Origin of the sequence: Herbaspirillum sp. NPDC087042, from assembly GCF_044745245.1 — a bacterium.
Classification (GTDB): Bacteria; Pseudomonadota; Gammaproteobacteria; order Burkholderiales; family Burkholderiaceae_D; genus Herbaspirillum.
On record NZ_JBIUZW010000001.1, the window covers coordinates 796,155 to 814,752 of the forward strand.

The 18,598-nt window shown below is 63.4% G+C and carries 13 protein-coding genes; 6 read left to right on the forward strand and 7 right to left on the reverse strand.

All coding sequences use genetic code 11. The features are described from left to right. Positions 1 to 16: 16 nt before the first annotated feature. From ACIPHN_RS03560 to ACIPHN_RS03590, 7 genes are all read right to left on the reverse strand, one after another. Positions 17 to 1,462 carry a coniferyl aldehyde dehydrogenase gene (locus ACIPHN_RS03560; RefSeq protein ID WP_400432806.1) on the reverse strand — a complete coding sequence of 482 codons (1,446 nt, stop codon included), beginning with the start codon at positions 1,460 to 1,462 and terminating at the stop codon, positions 17 to 19. 33 nt (positions 1,463 to 1,495) lie between these two features. Further along, positions 1,496 to 3,136, reverse strand: a complete 1,641-nt coding sequence (locus ACIPHN_RS03565) for a 3-(methylthio)propionyl-CoA ligase (RefSeq protein WP_400432808.1) — start codon at positions 3,134 to 3,136, stop codon at positions 1,496 to 1,498. Between the two features lie 115 nt (positions 3,137 to 3,251). Further along, on the reverse strand, positions 3,252 to 4,199 hold the full coding sequence (locus tag ACIPHN_RS03570; protein ID WP_400432811.1) for a helix-turn-helix domain-containing protein: 948 nt from the start codon (positions 4,197 to 4,199) through the stop codon (positions 3,252 to 3,254). A 119-nt stretch (positions 4,200 to 4,318) separates the two neighbouring features. Continuing rightward, on the reverse strand, positions 4,319 to 5,293 hold the full coding sequence (locus ACIPHN_RS03575; protein WP_400432814.1) for a WD40/YVTN/BNR-like repeat-containing protein: 975 nt from the start codon (positions 5,291 to 5,293) through the stop codon (positions 4,319 to 4,321). Positions 5,294 to 5,301: 8 nt separating this feature from the next. Then, on the reverse strand, positions 5,302 to 7,662 hold the full coding sequence (locus ACIPHN_RS03580; protein ID WP_400432817.1) for an RND family transporter: 2,361 nt from the start codon (positions 7,660 to 7,662) through the stop codon (positions 5,302 to 5,304). Positions 7,663 to 7,677: 15 nt separating this feature from the next. Next, the gene (locus ACIPHN_RS03585; protein ID WP_400432820.1) at positions 7,678 to 9,510 is read right to left on the reverse strand and encodes a DUF1302 domain-containing protein; all 1,833 of its coding nucleotides are present in this window, start codon (positions 9,508 to 9,510) and stop codon (positions 7,678 to 7,680) included. 10 nt (positions 9,511 to 9,520) lie between these two features. Then, complete coding sequence (locus ACIPHN_RS03590) at positions 9,521 to 10,909, reverse strand: DUF1329 domain-containing protein (protein ID WP_400432823.1); 1,389 nt, start codon at positions 10,907 to 10,909, stop codon at positions 9,521 to 9,523. A 193-nt stretch (positions 10,910 to 11,102) separates the two neighbouring features. Here ACIPHN_RS03590 and ACIPHN_RS03595 point away from each other — a divergent pair, with 193 nt between their 5' ends. From ACIPHN_RS03595 to ACIPHN_RS03620, 6 genes are all read left to right on the forward strand, one after another. Then, positions 11,103 to 11,699 (forward strand): hypothetical protein, encoded by a 597-nt coding sequence (locus ACIPHN_RS03595; RefSeq protein ID WP_400432826.1) that lies wholly within the window; start codon positions 11,103 to 11,105, stop codon positions 11,697 to 11,699. Then, positions 11,696 to 13,303 (forward strand): FAD-dependent oxidoreductase, encoded by a 1,608-nt coding sequence (locus tag ACIPHN_RS03600; protein ID WP_400432829.1) that lies wholly within the window; start codon positions 11,696 to 11,698, stop codon positions 13,301 to 13,303. Before ACIPHN_RS03595 ends, ACIPHN_RS03600 begins: the two co-directional genes overlap by 4 nt. A 242-nt stretch (positions 13,304 to 13,545) precedes the next feature. Beyond that, on the forward strand, positions 13,546 to 14,289 hold the full coding sequence (locus ACIPHN_RS03605) for a DNA/RNA non-specific endonuclease (RefSeq protein WP_400432831.1): 744 nt from the start codon (positions 13,546 to 13,548) through the stop codon (positions 14,287 to 14,289). Positions 14,290 to 14,551: 262 nt separating this feature from the next. Beyond that, positions 14,552 to 15,934 carry an NAD(P)/FAD-dependent oxidoreductase gene (locus ACIPHN_RS03610; RefSeq protein WP_400432834.1) on the forward strand — a complete coding sequence of 461 codons (1,383 nt, stop codon included), beginning with the start codon at positions 14,552 to 14,554 and terminating at the stop codon, positions 15,932 to 15,934. Next, the gene (locus ACIPHN_RS03615) at positions 15,931 to 17,157 is read left to right on the forward strand and encodes an FAD-dependent oxidoreductase (RefSeq protein WP_400432837.1); all 1,227 of its coding nucleotides are present in this window, start codon (positions 15,931 to 15,933) and stop codon (positions 17,155 to 17,157) included. Before ACIPHN_RS03610 ends, ACIPHN_RS03615 begins: the two co-directional genes overlap by 4 nt. Continuing rightward, complete coding sequence (locus ACIPHN_RS03620; RefSeq protein WP_400432840.1) at positions 17,157 to 18,560, forward strand: FGGY family carbohydrate kinase; 1,404 nt, start codon at positions 17,157 to 17,159, stop codon at positions 18,558 to 18,560. The genes ACIPHN_RS03615 and ACIPHN_RS03620 overlap by 1 nt, the downstream gene beginning before the upstream one ends. The last annotated feature ends 38 nt before the right edge of the window (positions 18,561 to 18,598 follow it).

The window sequence follows — 18,598 nt, forward strand, 5'->3', positions numbered from 1 at the left end:
AGATCCTTCCCTGTTGTTACGCAATCGCCCTGAGCAGGCGCATCATGAATTCGATCGTCTTCCCGTAGGGCGGATGCAGCAGGCCGATGCCATTGATCCGGGACTGCAGGAACACCGGCTTTTCCTTGCTGAAGGCGCGGAACCCCCATTGGCCGTGATAGGCCCCCATCCCGCTGGCGCCCACGCCGCCAAAGGGCTGCGACTCCTGGCCGAAATGCCAAATGCAGTCGTTGACGGTTACGCCACCGGAGACGGTCTGCGTGAGCACGCGGTCGCGATGCCGGGTGTCGCGTCCATACCAGTACAGCGCCAGCGGCCGGTCGCGTGCATTGACGAAGGCGATAGCCTCATCAACCTCGCCGCCATAGCTCACCAGCGGCAAGATCGGCCCAAAGATCTCTTCCTGCATCACCCGCATGTCCGGGCGGACGTCAAGCAGCAGCGTCGGGGAGAACTTGCGACCGGCCTGCTCGCGCTCGGCGGCATCACGTCCGAACACCGGATACAGGGCGCGCGCGCCCTGTTCCACGGCATCGTCCACCAGCACGTCCAGGCGCGCGAAATGGCGTTGGTTGATGATGGCGGTGTAATCGGCATTGCCGGCCTGCTGCCCATACATGTCCTGCATGGCCCGCGCTATCTGCTCAGCCAGGGCGTCGCGCAGGTGAGCTGGCACCAGCACGTAGTCCGGCGCGATACAGGTCTGACCGGCATTGAGCAGCTTGCCGAAGGCGAGGCTGCGTGCGGCACTGGCAAGATCGGCGCTGGCATCGATGATGGCCGGCGACTTTCCGCCCAGCTCCAGCGTCACCGGGGTGAGATTGCGCGCTGCTGCCATCGCCACATGGCGACCGGTTGCGGTGGAGCCGGTAAAGACCAGATGATCGAACGGCAGGGACGAAAATGCCTGCGCCACCTCCATGCCGCCATTCACCACTGCCAGCTCATCCTGGCTGAAGTGGCGCGCCACCAGACGCTCCAGCAGCGCAGAAAAAATCGGAGTGTATTCCGACGGCTTGATCATCACGCGATTGCCGGCGGCGATGGCGGCAATCGTCGGCCCCATCGCCAGCTGGTAGGGATAGTTCCAGGGAGCGATCACTCCCACCAACCCCAGGGGCTGGCTCATCAGGCGATTGGTGCCAGGCAGGTAATGCAGCGCCGTGTGGACACGTCGGGTCTTCATCCAGCTGCGCAGGTGGCGGGCGGCATGGACGATGGCAGACTCGATCATCAGCAGGTCGGTCAGCCGCGTCTCATGCGGCGAGCGATGACCGAAATCCTCCGCGATCGCCGCCACCAGCTGATCGGTGTAGTGGGTGGTGATCTCGCCCAGGCGGCGCAGCCGGTCCAGGCGCAACTCGCAGCTGGGGTAAGGATCGGCGCGGTAGGCCTGGCGCTGCGCTTCCAGCAATGCGCTCATGGGTTCCAGCGCGGCCAGGTGGGTAGCTTGCTTATCCATTCAATATCCTTGTGTGCTGATGTGGCGTGTGGATCAGGCGGCCCAGGTGACGTAGTCGCGGCACAGGGCCCGCAGCTTGTTCTTTTGCACCTTGCCAGTGGCACCGAGCGGGATCTGTTCGACGAACAGCACATCGTCGGGTATCTGCCATTTCGCCACCTGTGCTTCATACAGGGCCAGCAGCTCGTCACGGCTCAGTTCGGCGCCGGGCTTGCGCATGACCACCAGCACCGGCCGCTCATCCCACTTCGGATGACGCACGCCGATGCAGGCCGCCATGGCCACCGCCGGATGCGCCATGGCGATGTTTTCCATCTCCACCGAGCTGATCCATTCGCCACCGGACTTGATGACGTCCTTGCTGCGATCGGTGATCTGCATGAAGCCGTCGCCATCGATGGTGGCGATATCACCGGTGGAAAACCAGCCATCCTCCAGCAAATCGCATGCCTTCTCGCTGTCGCCACCCGGGTAATACGCACGGATGACCCAGTGCCCCCTGACCTGCAGGTCACCACAGGCTTTGCCATCCCAGTGCAGCGCCTGGCCTGTCTCATCGATGATGCGCATGTCGATGCCGAACAGGGGATGCCCCTGTTTGAGACGCAAGCTGCGTTGTTGCGCCATGTCCAGCCCCAGCTGTGATGCCCTCAGGGTGGCGACCGCCCCCACCGGCGAGGTTTCGGTCATCCCCCAGGCATGGATCACTTCCACGCCGTGCTGGTCGACGAATTCGTTGTACATCGAGGGCGGTACGGCGGAGCCGCCGATGACGGTACGCCTCAGGGTCGAGAAGCGCCGCCCATGGTCCCGCAGATAGCCGAGCAGCATCTGCCAGACCGTGGGCACACCGGCGGCCAGCGTGACGCCTTCCTCCTCGATGAGCTGGTACACCGAGGCGCCATCCAGCAAGGGTCCCGGCAAGACCAGCTTGAAACCGACTGCGGCGGCCGCATAGATGAGGCCCCAGGCATTGACGTGGAACATCGGTACCACCGGCAACACCGTATCGCGCGCAGAGAGGCACAAGGCATCCGGCATCGCCACCGCAAAGGAGTGCAATACGGTGGAGCGATGGCTGTAGAGCACACCCTTGGGATCGCCCGAGGTGCCGCTGGTGTAGCACAGGCCGCAGGCGCTTTCTTCGTCCAGGCGCGGCCAGTGATACTGCGCCTCCTGCTCGCCGATCCAGGCTTCGTAGCTGATCAGGTTGCCGATCCCGGTGTCGGTTGGCAGCTTGTCGTGGTCACACAGGATCACCCAACGCTGCACGCTCGGGCAGTCCGACCAGATCGCCTGCACGATAGGCAGGAAACTCGATTCGAAGCAGAACACGCTGTCCTGTGCATGCTCGACGATCCAGCGGATCTGCTCGGACGTCAGGCGCGGATTGATCGTATGCAGTACCCGCCCGGAACCGGAAACGCCGAAATACAGTTCGACATGGCGATAGCCATTCCACGCCAGTGTCGCCACCCGCTCGCCGCGCAGCAGCTCCTCGCCATCGAGTGCCGCGGCCACCTGGCGGGCACGCCGGGCAGCGTCCCGGAAGGTATGGCGGTGGATGTCGCCCTCAACCCGGCGGCTGACGATCTCGACGTTGCCGTGGAATCGCTCAGCAAAAACGAGCAGGTCTGAAACCAGCAGCGGCTGGCTTTGCATAAGTCCGCGCATGTGATGTGTCCCCTTTTTTGAAGCGGAGCCTATCGTGGCTCCATCATCAAAGCATAGGGGTCACCGTGCGTTTCCGTTATCGATTTTGCGCAAGGATGCCGGCGCTGCCACCGGCTCAGGATGCGCGTGCCAAGGTATGGGAGGGCAGCTCGCCAAACTGCCGCTTGTAGTCGTTGGAGAACTGGCTGAAGTGCCAGAATCCCCAGCGCACGGCGATGTCATAGATGCGCTCGCCCTGGCGGGCAGTGAGCAGGGCACGTCGCACCCCATTCAAGCGGATGGCCCGGAGATAGGCCACCGGCGTGGTGCCGAGCACTTCCTGGAAGCAGTATTCCAGCTTGCGCCGGCTGGCACCGACCTGATTGCAGACCTCCAGGATGGACATCGGTGTGTCCAGGTTCGCCAGCATCTGCTCGCGCGCACGGTCCACCAGACGCTTGCGCAACAGGGCGTTGCGTTCCTCCGGCAAGCTGGTCGCGGCCGTCAGGGCATCGACCAGTTCCAGGAGGAAGTAGTCTTCCATCAGACGGCGGGCATCCTCTCGCACCAGGGCCTCCGGTGCCACGCCCAGGTTGCCGTGCACCATCGCCAGCAACTGCCGCAACGAACGCTCGGAAGCCTCCGACAACTGGATCACCGAGGTCTTGCCACTGCTACAGGCCGTCATGGTTGATCCGGTCCGCAACAGGAAATCCCCGATCACCGCCGCGTCCGCCACCATGAATCCGAGTTCGCTATCGGGCGCCGTGCACAACTCGATCTGCGCATCACAGGAGACCCCCACGCGTCCCCCGGACACGCGCATGCCATTCATCCACACGGGATTGTCCGCAGACAGTGCCAGGCCGACACCGATCGTTCCCGCCGGCAGCAGGCCGCTTTGCTCGGTGCTGCGCGTGATGTGCTCGCGAAACACCCTTACCCTGGGCATCATCAGTTCGGCCATCCGGGCGTGGAAGCTGCCCCCGCTCAGTTGTTCATAGCGCCAGTGGAACTGCCCCAGATGCTCGGTATGCTGCTCCACGTCGTCGCTTTGTACGGCACGCCACCATTCGTGATCCATGACAGTCTGTCCTTTTCCCCGGAGCAGGTGGGCGATACGAAGCTTGCGCAATGCCCCCCTTCGATACCATCCCCTCCGGCCGTGCGATCCGCACAGTCTTACACAACGCCAGCCTGGGCTCAACGGGAAATTGCCGCCCTACCCGACCCGATCTGCTGGGTGCTGGCGCCCTGCGCCCCGAACACCACCAGATCCCCTGCACTGCTGGCCGCCACGGCCGCCAGTGCCTGGCGATCGGGCCGTACCTGGACCGTGAAGTCCAGCGAGGTCGGAGCAGACACCGTCACTACACCACCATTGCCCACCAGCACGACGCGTCCGTCGTCCAGTTGGGTGGCGCCCGTCAGGGCTTCGCGGGTGCCACCGTCGAGGCTTTGCCAGCTCTCTCCATCATCCTGGCTGAGCACGATGCGGCCACTCATCCCGTACATCAGCAAGCGGCCATCGTGCAATACCAACGCGCCCCAGAGCGACCCGGTGGCTGGCGTCTTCACGCGTGCCCAGTGCTTGCCGTCATCGACCGAACGGAACACCGCACCACCTTCGGCAGCCACCATCAGGCTGCCCTTGCGGGTGAGCAGGATCGCATTGAGATGCAGGTCGGCATCGGCCCCCTGGCCAATCTGTAGCGCTGTCCAGGTGTCGCCGCCATCACGCGTCTGTAGCGCCTTGCCATAGGCACCGACGACGATCACCCGCGTCTTGTCCACGCAGGCCACCGACAACAGCACGGCGCCCTGCCCCATGCGCTGGCGCAACTGCCAGGTCTCTCCACCATCGGCGCTGGAGAGGATGACGCCGCCGTAACCGACCGCCCAGCCATGTTGCGCGTCGGTAAAACAGGCCGCGTTGAGCAAGCCGTCATAGGGCACCTGCCGTGCCTGCTTCCAGGTGCGGCCATCGGCGCTGGAGATCACCACGCCTTCGTCGCCCAGCGCCACCAGCCGACTGCCGGCCCGTGTCACGGCAACCAGCGGCGCCCTGCTTGCCAGCGGTGCCACCACGGCGACGGCCGGCATGCTCTCTGCGGCCCCGGCGCCTCCCATCTGCAGCAAAGCCGCCAGCAACAACCCTATCCATCTGAACAGTTTCATGTGTCATCCTAGTGTGTAACCAATGGCGCCCGTACCGCGCCCCTGCGGGGAAAGACCAGTTCCAGCACCACCGCCAGCGATGGCAACAGGGTGATGGCCATCACCATGTTCACCATGAACATGGTGGCCAGCAACATCCCCATGTCGGCCTGGAACTTCAATGGCGAGAAAGACCAGGTCGCCACGCCGATCGACAACGTCAGTGCCGTGAAGATGGTGGCAATGCCGACTTCGCGCAGGGCTTTCTGCAGGGCCTCGACCATCACCAGTCCGTTGGCCAGATGGGTCTGCAAGCGGTTGTAGATGTAGAAGGCGTAATCCACGCCGATCCCGACGGCCAGCACCATCACCGGCAGCGTCGCCACCGTGAGGCCAATGTCGAGCACCTTCATGAACCAGTAACCGAGGAAGGTCGCCAGCGTCAGCGGCATACAGCACGCCACCGTGGCGCGCCAGTCGCGGTACACCAGCAGCACCAGGGCGATGATGGTCAGGTAGACGTAGAGCATCATGGGCCATTCGGCATGCTCGACCACGTCATTGGTCGCGGCCTGTACGCCCGCATTGCCACTGGCCATGCGCACCGACACCCCCAGGAGCGGATTGGCGAGACGAAACGCCTCGACTGCCGCCACCACCTGCTTGAGCGTGGCCGCCTTGTGATCGACCAGATAGAGATTGACGGGCAGTACCGTGCACTCCGGGTTGTAGAGCCGCAATGCATCCGGCACCTGGCGCACTGCCTCCGCCAGGCTCGACTCATCCTGCGGCAGCGCGGCCCAGCGCGGATTGCCCTCGTTCACGCCCGACGCGGCCAGCTTGGTCAACACCGGCAGCGACTGCACCGAGAGGACGCCGGGCACATTGGCCAGCGTCCAGCTCAGGCGATCCACATAGCGCATCAGGTCATTGCGGTAACAGCCATCCCTGGGCGTTTCCACCACGACCGTGAACACGTCCAGTCCCAGCCCGAAATGGGAAACGATGCTTTCCACATCCCGGTTATAGCGCGCATCGTCGCGCAGCTCCGGGGCACCGGGCAACACATGGCCGATGTGCCTTCCCTGGCTCTGCCAGATCGCCACCCCGAACAGGGATACTCCCACGACCAGGGTCACGACCGCGTTACGGGTGCGCGCGATCCGGCCCAGCCAGCTCATCAGGCGATCCCGCCTGGACTGCAATTGCGCCACGCGCCGTACATAGCGCGGATCGAAGCGGCAGTAGCTGGCCAGCAGAGGTAGCATCACCAGGTTGGTGATGATCTTGTAGGCCACCCCCACCGACGCGGTCACGGCCAGTTCGCGGATCATGGGAATGGGCACCATCACCAGCGTGGCAAATCCGACGAAGGCCGTCACCAGCGACAAGGTACCGGGCACCAGCAGGCCACTGAAACTGCGCCGCGCGGCCAGTGGTGCATCGGCGCCCTGGCACACTTCCTTGGAGATGGTATTGACCTGCTGCACTCCGTGCGACACGCCGATGGCAAACACCAGGAAAGGCACCAGCACCGCCAGCGGGTCCAGGCCGAAGCCCAGCAAGGTGATGGTGCCGAACTGCCAGACCACCGATACCAGCGAGCACACCAGTGGCAACACCGTCAGCACCAGCGAGCGCGTGTACCAGTACACCGCCAGGGCCGTCAGCACGAACGCCAGGGCGAAGAACTTCACAACGCTGAGTGCGCCCTGGCCGATATCGCCCATCTGCTTGGCAAAGCCGATGATCTGCACGTCGTAGTCGGCGTCGGAGAACCGGTCGCGCAACTGCGTCTCCAGCTTGCTGCTGAAGGCCAGCGTATCGAGCGGCTGGCCGGTGGCCGGATCGGGATCGGCCAGCTCCGCCACCACCATCGCACCGGATCCGTCATTGGCAACCAGGCTGCCGATGAAGCCACCGGCGATGGTACGTTCGCGGATGCCATCGACTGCCGCCTGGTCCAGCGTCTTCACCGTCACATCACCGCCGATGACGTCCTCGGCCTTCATGCCGTCTTCGGTGATCTGTACCGTCCGCGTATTGGGCGTCCAGAGCGACGTGACCGTCCGGCGGTCGACGCCGGGCATGAAGAAGAGCGCCTGCGTGAGATCGTAGAGACGCGTCAGCGATGGCACGTCCCAGATGTCACCGCGCTTCCGGTGCAGGACCACCACAATCCGGTTGGCCCCGAACAGGACGTCACGATACTGGTTGAAGGTCTTGATGAACGCATGCTGCTGCGGCAATTGCTTGTCGAAGCCGGCCGACATCGTCAGCCGTGCGGCGAAGACGCCCATGACCATCGTGAGGGCCGCCAGCAGCAGCAATACCGGCAGGCGATGCGAGAACAGCCATCGCTGCAAACGGTTGACGAGGGAAATCAACATGTCATGTCCCCCCGATCAAAAGGAATAGGAAATGCTGGCCGCCACAAAACCCCGATCACGCATGAGGTTGTTGTCGCCGCCGCCGGCATAGCGTACCCATTGCAGGTTGCCGCGCCACTTGTCCCGGTAGTTGGCCGACAAGGACAGCGACAGCGAATTGGAGCCTTCGATAAACGGCGTCGCATTCGGACTGGTCCCCTTGACGCTCTGGAACCAGTCGATTTGCGGTGTCAGGGTGATGCCGCTGTCGAGCACGTTCGGATAGTTGAATCCGGCCTCGACCACGTAACCCCAGGAAAAGCGTGACGGCAGCGAATAATTGGGCAGGAAGTAAGGAGTCGCGCCGCTGGTATCCAGGCGCGGATACCAGGTACCCGCCATCTCGCCCAGCAGGAAGCCATCCGATGCGCCCATGGCCTTGACCAGGCTGCCCAGGGGATCATTGCGCGAATACGTGTAGAAGCCGGTGAGGTGCGCCTGCCACTTGCGTTCATTCACGTAACCCGGCTGGAAGCCAACGTCATAGACGCTGTTGGGATCAAAGATGCCGCTGGCGCCCTTGGAACCATACGGCACCGTCGGGTCGATCGCCACCCCATCACGGGGCCGGTAGCTCAGCTCTGCCCCCACTGCCACCGGGCCCACCTTGGTGTTCATCGATGCACCAAACAGGCTGCGGTCTTCGCCATAGTTCCAGGAGTAGGAGGTGACCACGCCCGGAGTGCCGTTGCTGGTGTAGCCGATGAAGGGGATCTTGTCGTGATATCGCTGGTAGTAGAGGGCGAATTCGCTGTCGATGTCGGGCGCATTGAAACGCAACGCGAAACCGAATTGCCCACTGTTCCTGGGCTTGTTTTCGCCCGCGAATGGCACCGCCAGGCCGGCGGCCACCATGCTGGCATCGCTCAGGCCGGAGGTGGCCGGATCGCCGCACTTCCCGGTGGGTGTCGTGGCCTGGCAGGTACCGGCGCCATTGAAATCATTGACCACCGAGCTCGGATAATAACCGGGACGGTTACCCTTGCCGAGCACGTTGTAGGTCGAGAAGAAGGTACCGACGCTATCGAAACGGTAGGAATTCCAGCGTAACTGGTAGTAGCCCTCGACGCTAATGTTCTCATTGAGTGCCACATTGAACGAGGCCATCGGCGCCGGAATGAAGATTTCCTTAAGCTGGGTGCCGGGGGTATGGAACTTCTGCATGTCGATCGCGTTGATCTGGTTGACGCCGCCGGGAATGAAGATGTCCTCGCCCCAGCTGATGACCTGGTTGCCCACCTTCACCTTGGCGGGCTGCCCATTGAGATCGAATCTCTTGGAGACCCACAGGTCCAGCAGGTCGATACGTGAGCTGGCGTAGTCCTTTGACTCTTGCGAGAGCGCCTCGCTGCGGGTATCGGAGACACGCGAATCGCCAAACCAGGTAAAGCGGCCCAGCGCGCTCCAGCCATTGTCGGTCTTCAGGCTCAGCTCGTGCGTCCCCTTCAATACCATGGACGTGATGTCGCCTTTCTTGTAGTTCAGTCCGCCACCATCGAAATTGGAGTAGTTGAAGTCGGCATTGGCATAGCCAGTACCGCTGGCAAGGTTGTAACGGCTGGACAGCGCATTGCTGGTGCCGCGATTGCAGCCGCCGTGATCATTGCCGACTACCGAACAATCCGATGACTGGGTACGCATGGTCATGCCATACGACACGGTGGAGTCAAAGCTGCCGCTCCAGCCCGCGTCAGCATCGCCGAACTGGACGGCGTGAGCCGACAGGCTCATGGTGGACAGGGCGGCCGCGGCCGCGACCGCCAGCGTCGACGCGGGTCGTGCCAGCGCACGGGTATCGTTGTGCTTCATCGCCGCCTCCTCAACGTTCGCCACGGCGGCGCAGTTCATCGGCGGTAAACTGGCTATCCTTGACCCGGCCTTCCTTGCCGGCGGTCAGGTCCAGCATCTCGTTGCCGGCGGTAAAGCCATCCACCACATAGCGATTGGCGACCAGGTCATACATCGCGTATTCCAGGCCGGTACATGCCTGGATGTCGGGTGCGGCCCAGATACTGCCTTCCTGCACGCGCCACAGGCTGCCCTTGGCGTCATACATGTCCACGTGCAGCAGCGCCCAGCTATCTTCATCGATATAGAACTTGCGCCGCGCGAAGGAGTGGCGCTTGTCCGACTTGACCGTGGCCTCGACCACCCAGGCACGGTGGAGCTCATAGCGCATGGCATCGCGATTGACATAGCTGGGCCCGATGAGGTCCTTGAACTTCCGGCTCTTGTCGATCAGCTTGTAGCTGTTATAGGGCAGGTAGATCTCCTGCTTGCCCAGCAGCTTGAAGTCGTAGCGGTCCAGCGCCCCCGTGAACATGTTGATCTGGTCCACGAAATACAGGTTGTCCGAGCCGGCGATGGGATTGTCATAGGCAAACGAAGGGGCGCGCCGCACCCGGCGCTGGCCGGGGAAATAGATCCAGGCATCCTGCGGCTTGTCGAGGAAGGAGTGGATCAGGTACATCTCACCGGCCCGCGAGGAAGGCGACAGCACCTCGTACATCAGCTTGGCTTCGATGTTGCCGGTATCGGCCGGGCCATTCACCTTGGGATTGTTGAACGGGTACAACTCGCTGGCCCGTTGCTTGAATTCGCTGATGCCGCCGCCCTTCTCCGGCATCAGCAGCGAGATGTCGACCTGCCGCCCTTCACCCAGGTAGCGCAACTTGTAGTTCCACATCACCTCGATGCCATTGCTCGGCACGGGGAAGGGAATGCTGGCACCGGCCACCTGTTCCAGTTTCCAGCCATCGCTGCCGATGCGGGCGCTGCCGGCGTATTTCCGCGTGCGTTCGGCCACCACGTCAGGGAAGGTGCAGCTGCGGCGGGTCGGATAGACATCAAGCCGATAGCCCTTGTAGGCCTTGATCAATGCCACCTGGCCCTCGGGCAGCTTGTCGGCATACTTGTCGACGTTGCCGGCATCGATGGAAAACAGCGGCTTGTCTTCCTTGAACGGATCAAGATGTCCCGGCTTCCATCCGGCCGGCGCCTTGCTCAGGCCGCCGCTCCAGGCTGGAATGCTGCCATCCTTGCTGGCCGCCTTCTCCGCCCCGAAGGGTGTCAGGTCCGCACCCAGCCGGGCTGCATCGCTGGTCCCCGCCGCACCGGCACCACCGGCCACCCCGGCCGACAACACCGCTGCGAGTGTCCCTATGCCGATGCACAGGGTTCTTGGCGTCAATTTTTTATGGTTCAACATCCAGGTCTCCTCATTTTTGAGTTGTAGTGGCTCAAAAATAAGGATCCCGGCCCTCCCGGCGTTATCGAAAATGCGCAAACTTCAAACTTGCGCATTCTCGATAATCCCTTGCGCAACGTTCATCCTAAGCTGCATCCCATTCGAATCTGCTCCCTGGTGCGCACCGGAGGCAGCAAACCAAACGGAGGATGACATGCAGGCCAACACCCGATTCTTTGCCAAGCGGCGCTTCCTGAAGGCCACCCTGCTGGGCCTGGGCGGCACCGCCGCCGTGGCCGCCGGCGGCGTCGGCTATCTCACCCTGGGCAAGCGCTACCGGGAGCAATACGGCAAGCTGCTGGTTCTGGACGGCCACCTGGCCGACATCGTGCACGCCCTGGCCGAGGCCAGTGTTCCCAGGGGCCCGCTGTTCCCCAGCATCGTCGAGGCCGAGATCGTGACCCGCTTCGACGAGGAATTGTTCTTCGTCAGCGACGGCATCAGCAGCGATTTCAGGACGGCCTTCTACCTGCTGGAATTCCTGCCGCTGGCCAAGGGCCGGCTGTCGCGTTTTTCCCGGCTGACACTGGAGGAGCGACGAGCGTTCCTCAGCGAGGCCTGCGACACCACCGACGACACCGTGCGTGCCGTCCTCTACAACCTTCCGGCCGTCATGCGCTGGTACTACTACGGCCATCCCTCCGCCTGGAAGGCCATTGGCTATGACGGGCCCTTCATGGGCCTGCCGGAAAAACGCAGCGAGCAACGCCTGCTGTACGCACAACTGGTTGGCAGAACGCCACGCGCATGAACAAGGACAACACCATGGCGACCCGCAACACTCCCTACGTACATACCGACTACGACAACCTGGACACCATCACCGCGGAGGTCTGCGTGATCGGCTCCGGCTGTGGCGGCGCCACGCTGGCCTACAAGCTGGCCGAGGCCGGCATCGATACCGTGGTCATCGAGAAAGGCGGCTACTACCCGTCATCGAGCTTCGATAATCGTGAATTGAACCAGGCCGGCAAGGTCGACGCCGAGCGTAGCCTGACCACCTCCAACGATGGCTCCACCTTCCTGACCTATGGCGAAGTGGTAGGCGGGACCTCCGTACACTACTGGGCCGACAGCTACCGCACGCCGCAAGACCGGCTCGACCTGTGGCACGAGCAATACGGCATGACCGGACACGGCATGGACCGACTGGCCCCGGTCTTCGCCGACATCGAGCGCCGCCTGCACATCGCCGAAATGCCGCCGTCCTACTACAACCGGATGAATGAACTGTTCCGCGATGCAGTGCATGCCCTGGGCTGGGAAGCTGCGCCGGTCAAACAGGCCCGCTATGGCTGTGCCGGGTCGGGCCACTGCATGCAAGGCTGTGCCATCGGCGCCAAGCAAAGCCAGCTGGTCACCAGCCTGCCGGCCGCGATGGCGCTGGGAGCCCGTATCTATGCCGATCTCCAGGCCGACGAGTTTTCCTACGAGGGCAATCGTGTGGCGCAATTGAGTGCCAGCGTGATCGATCGTCGCCGCAACCGCCCCAGCGGCAAGAAGATCGTCATCAAGGCCAGGCAGTTTGTCGTCGCCGCAGGCGGATTCAACACGCCCGGCTTCATGCTCGCGCAAGCCCGGTTGCGCGACTCGCTGCCGGCGCTGGGCAAGCACTTCGGCATGAACCCGACCGTCTTCGCCCATGGCATGTTCAAGGAACCGATCATCCTGTGGCGCAAGCCACCGGCCTGCTTTGGCGTGGAAGGTTTCCGCCGCGCCCGCTACGACGCCAATGGCAACTATGTGGAAGGCGGCTACCTGCTGGTCCCCGACCAGATCCAGCCGGGCCTGATGAGTTATTCGGTCAGCGGTTTCGACGACGGTGCCGCCGACTGGATGGCCAATCTCCGGCATGTGGGCGGCGCCACCGGCTGGATCGACGACCACCCCGACGAGCTCGGCGAAATCCGCGTCGATCGCCACGGCAAGCGCGAGCTGATCTACCCGTACGGTCCGACCACGCAAAAGATGTTGCGCGACCTGCTCAAGAAAATCGCCATCGTCAACTTCAAGGCCGGCGCCACCAAGGTCATGCTGGCGGACCTGCGACGCACCGAACTGAGCTCGGTGGACCAGATCGACCTGATCGACAGGATCGAGATCAAGCCAGGATCCCTGTTCATCGCGGCGCCTCACCCCTTCGGCGGCTGTCGCATGGGCCAGGACGCCAGAACCTCGGTCACCGATTCCAGCCATCGGGTGCACGGCCTGGACAATCTCTTCGTGGCCGATCCATCGGTGTTCCCGACGGGTCCCTCGGTGGATCCCAGCGTGACCATCATGGCATTCAGCTATGTCGCGGCCGCGCACGTCGCCGACGCCCTCGGCAAGAAATTGGCGCCGCTGCCCGCCTGAACAGGGCCAGCGGCATTGCCTCAGGAATGTTTACTGTCTCCGGCGTGTAAACTGTCTTTGTCCTCGCGGATGCAAGCCATCTGCGAGGATTTTTTTTATCAGGAATGCAGTTGGCACTTGCGTGCCTGCCTCACCAAGCTTTCATCCCCGCCCAGACGAATCTAGTGATATAACAGCGACCCTCCTGCACAAACCTTCAGTTTTGCGCAGGAATCCCTGTTTAACAAACCATCAGATTCCGGATGATCAAACGTCTTATCGCAACACTCGCCCTCGCAAGTGGCACCCTCTCCCCCGCCATCCCCGCCTTCGCCGTTGATTTCTCGCAGTGCCAGCAGTTCTTCGCAGGCGGCGTACCACCCTCGGTACCCGCGTTGCAGGCCCGTGGTCCGCGCGCCCTGTGCTTTGACGCCTTCGCCGTCATGTACTCCGGCACCAGCAAGACCCCGGTGTACGTGGCCGAGCGCCTCAATCGCGCCCAGTTGATCGACGCCAAGGATGAAGAACGCACCAACCGCTTCTACGAAGAAGCCCGCCTGCCCTCGGCCGACCGCTCCCACCTGAATGACTACAAGGGCAGCGGTTTCGATCGCGGCCACATGGCGCCCGCCGCCGACATGCCCACGGCCCAGGCCATGGCGCAGTCCTTCTCGCTGGCCAACATGGTGCCCCAGGCACCGGTGAACAACCGCAAGTCGTGGGCCGGCATCGAAAAGGCCACCCGCAAATACGCCATGCGTGCCGATGGCGATGTCTACGTGATCTCCGGCCCGGTGTTCGACACCCGTCCATCGACCATCGGCGCGGGCAACGTCGCCGTGCCGGCGCATCTCTTCAAGCTGGTCTACGACGCCACCTCGCATCGCGCCTGGGCGCACTGGATCGACAATACCGATGAAGCGCGCGCGGGCAAGCCGATTACCTATGCGGAGCTGGTGCAGCGTACGGGGATCCAGTTCTTGCCCAATATGGAGATTCGCAACTAACTGATCCCGGATTCCCACGACCGCAAGGTCGTGGTTCTCATGCGAGCAGCCGGGGACCCATCGGCCAGCAAAACAAAATGACCATATGGAACAAAATATTTCCCAAAAAACGCAAAATAACCACAAATAAAAAATAAAAACCTACCGTATAGCCGTTTCTCTGTACTATCCGAGCAATGAAATGACCGAATAGAAAAACAAAACTACCGAACAGTCATTTCTCCGTGTGCTTTGCCCTGCAACCCACTCTCGGAGATCCCTCATGTACGACATTGCCATCATCGGTGCAGGCGTAGTCGGCTGTGCCGTGGCACGCCGCTTCGCTCTGGCAGGCGCCAGACTGATCGTGATCGAAAAAGGCGCCGACATCCTCAGCGGCGCCTCCAAGGCCAACAGCGCCATCCTCCATACCGGCTTCGACGCGCCGCCCGGCAGCCTCGAATGGCAACTTGTCCAGGCTGGCCGCGCTGAATATCTCACCCTCCACGACAGCCTGAACCTGCCCCTGATCAAGACCGGTGCCCTGGTCTGCGCCTGGGACGCGCACCAGGCCGCCAGGCTGGAGCAGATTGTGCAGGATGGCCGGACCAATGGCGTGCACGACCTGTCCCTGCTGAGCGGCACACAAGCTCGGCAACGCCATCCGGCCCTGTCGTCGCGCCTGGTGGCCGCGGTGGAAATCGCTGGCGAACATGTCATCGATCCCTGGTCGGCGCCACTGGCCTACATCACACAAGCGATCCAACTGGGCAGCACGGTCATGCGCAATACCGAGCTGCTTGCAGGTACCTTCGATGGCCATGCCTGGCATCTCCAGACCAGCCATGCCGCCGTCACCGCCCGCTCGGTCATCAATGCTGCCGGTCTCTTCGGCGACGAAGTCGATCGCCGCCTGGGCCTGCCAGTGGCGTTCCGGATCAAGCCTCGCAAAGGCCAGTTCGTGGTGCTGGACAAGGCTGCTGCGCGCCACGTTCAGACCATCCTGCTGCCTGTACCCACCGAGATCACCAAGGGCATCGTGGTTTGCCCCACTGCGTTCGGCAATGTGCTGGTCGGCCCCACCGCCGAGGAACAGGATGACCGCATCCGCGCCACCGTCGAACATGACACCCTGGAGAGTCTGCTGCACAAGGGCGCTGAGATCGTGCCGGCGCTGGCTGGCATTCCGGTCACGGCGGTGTATGCGGGTCTGCGCCCTGCGACCGAGGAGAAAGCTTATCGCGTCTTTTCGCGACCACAGCGGCGCGCCATCACCCTGGGTGGCATCCGCTCGACCGGCTTGAGTTCGGCGCTTGGCCTGGCCCAGCATGCACTGGCACTGCACACCCAATTCGAACAGGGCAGTTTCGCCCCGTCCCGTGAAGCCCCCATGCTGCGCCTGCCCAATCTGGCCGAATCGCGGGAGCGTGACTGGCAGCGGCCACACCATGGCGAGATTGTTTGCCACTGCGAACTGGTGACTCGGCGCGAAATCGAAGCGGCCCTGTGCAGCCCGCTGCCGCCAGGTGACTTCGGCGGCCTGCGCCGGCGTACCCGCGCAGGCATGGGCCGCTGCCAGGGTTTCCATTGCCAGGCCTCCCTGGCCGCCATGACACGTGGCAGGCTGGCAGAGGACCTGGCGATTGGCAATGGGGAATCCGCATGAGTGCACCGGATTTCGATGTCCTCATTATCGGCGGCGGTCCCGCTGGCGTGGCAGCGGCCATTGAACTGCGCCGCCTCGGCGTGGACAAGGTCGGCCTGCTGGAGCGCGAACCCGTACTGGGGGGCGCCACCCGGCATTGCAGCCACTCCCCGTTTGGCATGCGCCACTACCAACGCATCTTCATCGGCGCGTCCTATGGACGCAGGCTACAGGCCGATGCAAGTGCCGCCGGGGTGGACATCCGTATCCGCCATTCCATCGTCAGCCTCGAAGACCGGGCATCGGTACTGGTGAGTTCGCCGGAGGGCGTGCAAACCCTGAGCGCACGCCGTATCGTCACCGCCACCGGCGCCCGCGAAATACCGCGCTCGGCGCGCCTGATCTCGGGCGAGCGCCCCATTGGCGTGTTGACCACCGGCGCGCTACAGGCCTATGTCGCCTTCCATGGACTCATGCCATTCCGGCGCCCGGTGATTGTGGGCTCCGAACTGGTATCGATGTCGGCGCTGCTGACCTGCCTCGCCCATGGTGCCAGGCCGGTCGCCATGCTGGAGTCACGCTCCCATGCGACGGTGCGCGCCCCCTATTCGTGGTTGCCGCATCTGACGGGCGTTGAATTCCATCGCAACGCTACCGTGGTCGACATCTGGGGCGATGGCCGGGTCGAGGGCATATCGTTCAAGACAGGGGGCAGCGTGCGCAAACTGGCCTGCGACGGCCTGCTGCTGTCCGGCCAGTTCACCCCTGAATCGGCCCTGCTGCTGCAGTCTGAAATGGGCGTTGCTCCCGGCAGTGCCGGCCCGGCCATCGACCAGGATGGCCGCCTGCGCAATCCCCTGCATTTCGCCGCCGGCAACGTGCTGCGTGGGGTGGAAACGGCAGGCTGGGCCTTCCGTGAAGGCCAGGCCGTGGGGCGTGCTGTGGCCGGGGATCTGCTGGCCGGCCCGCTCGAACAGGTACCGGTCGAGGTCAGCTTCGTCGCGCCCATCAAGCTGGTCGTCCCGACACTGATCCGCAAGAGTGTTCTCTCCTGCAGCGCCTTCGGCGACTTCCAGCTCCGCGTCAGTCACCGCGTCCGAGGCGAAATCCAGCTTCTGCTCGACGGCCACGTGGTGTGGCGCAAGCACGCCGTGTGGATGCCCGAGCGCCGCATCCTGGTCCCCATCCCAAGAGAGGCTGAACAAGCCCGAAGCATCGCATTCCATTTCAAGGAGACACGATAATGCGCATCGCCGCCATTGATCAGGGCACCACCTCCACCCGCTGCCTCGTCGTCGATTCCGACGGTAGCTGGTCCATCGCCGGTTCTCGCAGACATGCACATTTCCATCCCCAGCCCGGATGGGTCGAGCACGATCCCGAGGAACTGCTGCACAACATCCAGGCCGTCTTGGAGAGCGCCGGCCAGGTCGACACCATCGCCCTGTGCAACCAGGGTGAAAGCTGCCTGGCATGGGACGCCGACACGGGCCATACACTCTCGCCCGTCATCGTCTGGCAAGATGCCCGCACGGCAGACGCGCTTGCCAGGCTGGGAGAAGAGGACGCCCGACGTTCACGGCAGATCACCGGCTTGCCGCTGGATCCTTACTTCTCCGCCAGTAAGCTGGCCTGGCTGATCCGGCACCTGCCGCCCGTTGCCACCGCGCTCGGACAGGGTCGTCTGCGACTGGGCACCACCGACGCTTTCTTCCTGGATCGCCTGTGCGGTCGCTTCTGTACCGACTGGGCCACGGCATCGCGTACCGGTCTGTTCGATCTCGAACGAGGGCAATGGAGCCAGGAGATGTGTGAGCTGCATGGCGTTCCCATCCAGTGCCTGCCGGAAATCAGTGATGTCGATGCCGGCTTTGGCGAGATCAACGGCGTTCCCCTCAAGGTCTCCATCGTGGACCAGCAAGCGGCGCTGCACGGCCACCAATGCCGCCACAGCGGTGACAGCAAGATCACCTTCGGCACCGGCGCTTTCTTCCTGGCGATAACGGGCCAGGAGCGCACCAGGCCGCGCGATCTCTTGCCCACCATCGCCTGGAAGAAGCATGACGAACCTGCCTGCCACGCCCTGGAAGGCGGCGTCTACGACGCCGGCGCGGCATTGGAGTGGGCCCGGCGCATTGGCCTGTTTTCGGCGATGGAGGAGCTGGACCATTTCGACGGTCCGACTGCGCTGAGTCGCGGGATCGTCTTCGTACCCGCCCTCTCCGGGCTGGCCGCGCCCTATTGGGACCGCGATGCAGTACCCCTCTTCATCGGCATGGATCACGCCACCGACCGCCGCGACATGGTGCGTGCGGTACTGGAAGGCATCGCCATGCTGACCGCACGCCTGGTGGATGCAGCAGCGCAGGAGATGACATTGGGCAGCAGCATCTCCATCGACGGCGGCCTCTCGCAGAGCGGCTATTTCGCGCGCTTGCTGGCCTCGGCCTGCCAGAAGAGCATCGTCGTCTCTTCCATGTACGAGCTCAGTGCGCTGGGCCTGGCCGGCCTGTGCGGCATGGACGTCACCGCCATGCGCGGCGAGAGTCGCACCTACCGACCAGACAGCATGGTCAACGCCGACGACCACCAGCTCTTCGCCGAGGCCGTTCGCCGCGCCGGTGGCTGGCGCGCGGCGCAACGCTAACTGGCGTCATTCGCAGGCAGCCACGCTTCCCGGCCAGC

Coding starts and splice junctions, on each gene's coding strand:
- ACIPHN_RS03560 (WP_400432806.1), bottom strand. CDS start 1,462: ATGGATAAGCAAGCTACCCACCTGGCCGCGCTGGAACCCATGAGCGCA.
- ACIPHN_RS03565 (WP_400432808.1), bottom strand. CDS start 3,136: ATGCGCGGACTTATGCAAAGCCAGCCGCTGCTGGTTTCAGACCTGCTC.
- ACIPHN_RS03570 (WP_400432811.1), bottom strand. CDS start 4,199: ATGGATCACGAATGGTGGCGTGCCGTACAAAGCGACGACGTGGAGCAG.
- ACIPHN_RS03575 (WP_400432814.1), bottom strand. CDS start 5,293: ATGAAACTGTTCAGATGGATAGGGTTGTTGCTGGCGGCTTTGCTGCAG.
- ACIPHN_RS03580 (WP_400432817.1), bottom strand. CDS start 7,662: ATGTTGATTTCCCTCGTCAACCGTTTGCAGCGATGGCTGTTCTCGCAT.
- ACIPHN_RS03585 (WP_400432820.1), bottom strand. CDS start 9,510: ATGAAGCACAACGATACCCGTGCGCTGGCACGACCCGCGTCGACGCTG.
- ACIPHN_RS03590 (WP_400432823.1), bottom strand. CDS start 10,909: ATGTTGAACCATAAAAAATTGACGCCAAGAACCCTGTGCATCGGCATA.
- ACIPHN_RS03595 (WP_400432826.1), top strand. CDS start 11,103: ATGCAGGCCAACACCCGATTCTTTGCCAAGCGGCGCTTCCTGAAGGCC.
- ACIPHN_RS03600 (WP_400432829.1), top strand. CDS start 11,696: ATGAACAAGGACAACACCATGGCGACCCGCAACACTCCCTACGTACAT.
- ACIPHN_RS03605 (WP_400432831.1), top strand. CDS start 13,546: ATGATCAAACGTCTTATCGCAACACTCGCCCTCGCAAGTGGCACCCTC.
- ACIPHN_RS03610 (WP_400432834.1), top strand. CDS start 14,552: ATGTACGACATTGCCATCATCGGTGCAGGCGTAGTCGGCTGTGCCGTG.
- ACIPHN_RS03615 (WP_400432837.1), top strand. CDS start 15,931: ATGAGTGCACCGGATTTCGATGTCCTCATTATCGGCGGCGGTCCCGCT.
- ACIPHN_RS03620 (WP_400432840.1), top strand. CDS start 17,157: ATGCGCATCGCCGCCATTGATCAGGGCACCACCTCCACCCGCTGCCTC.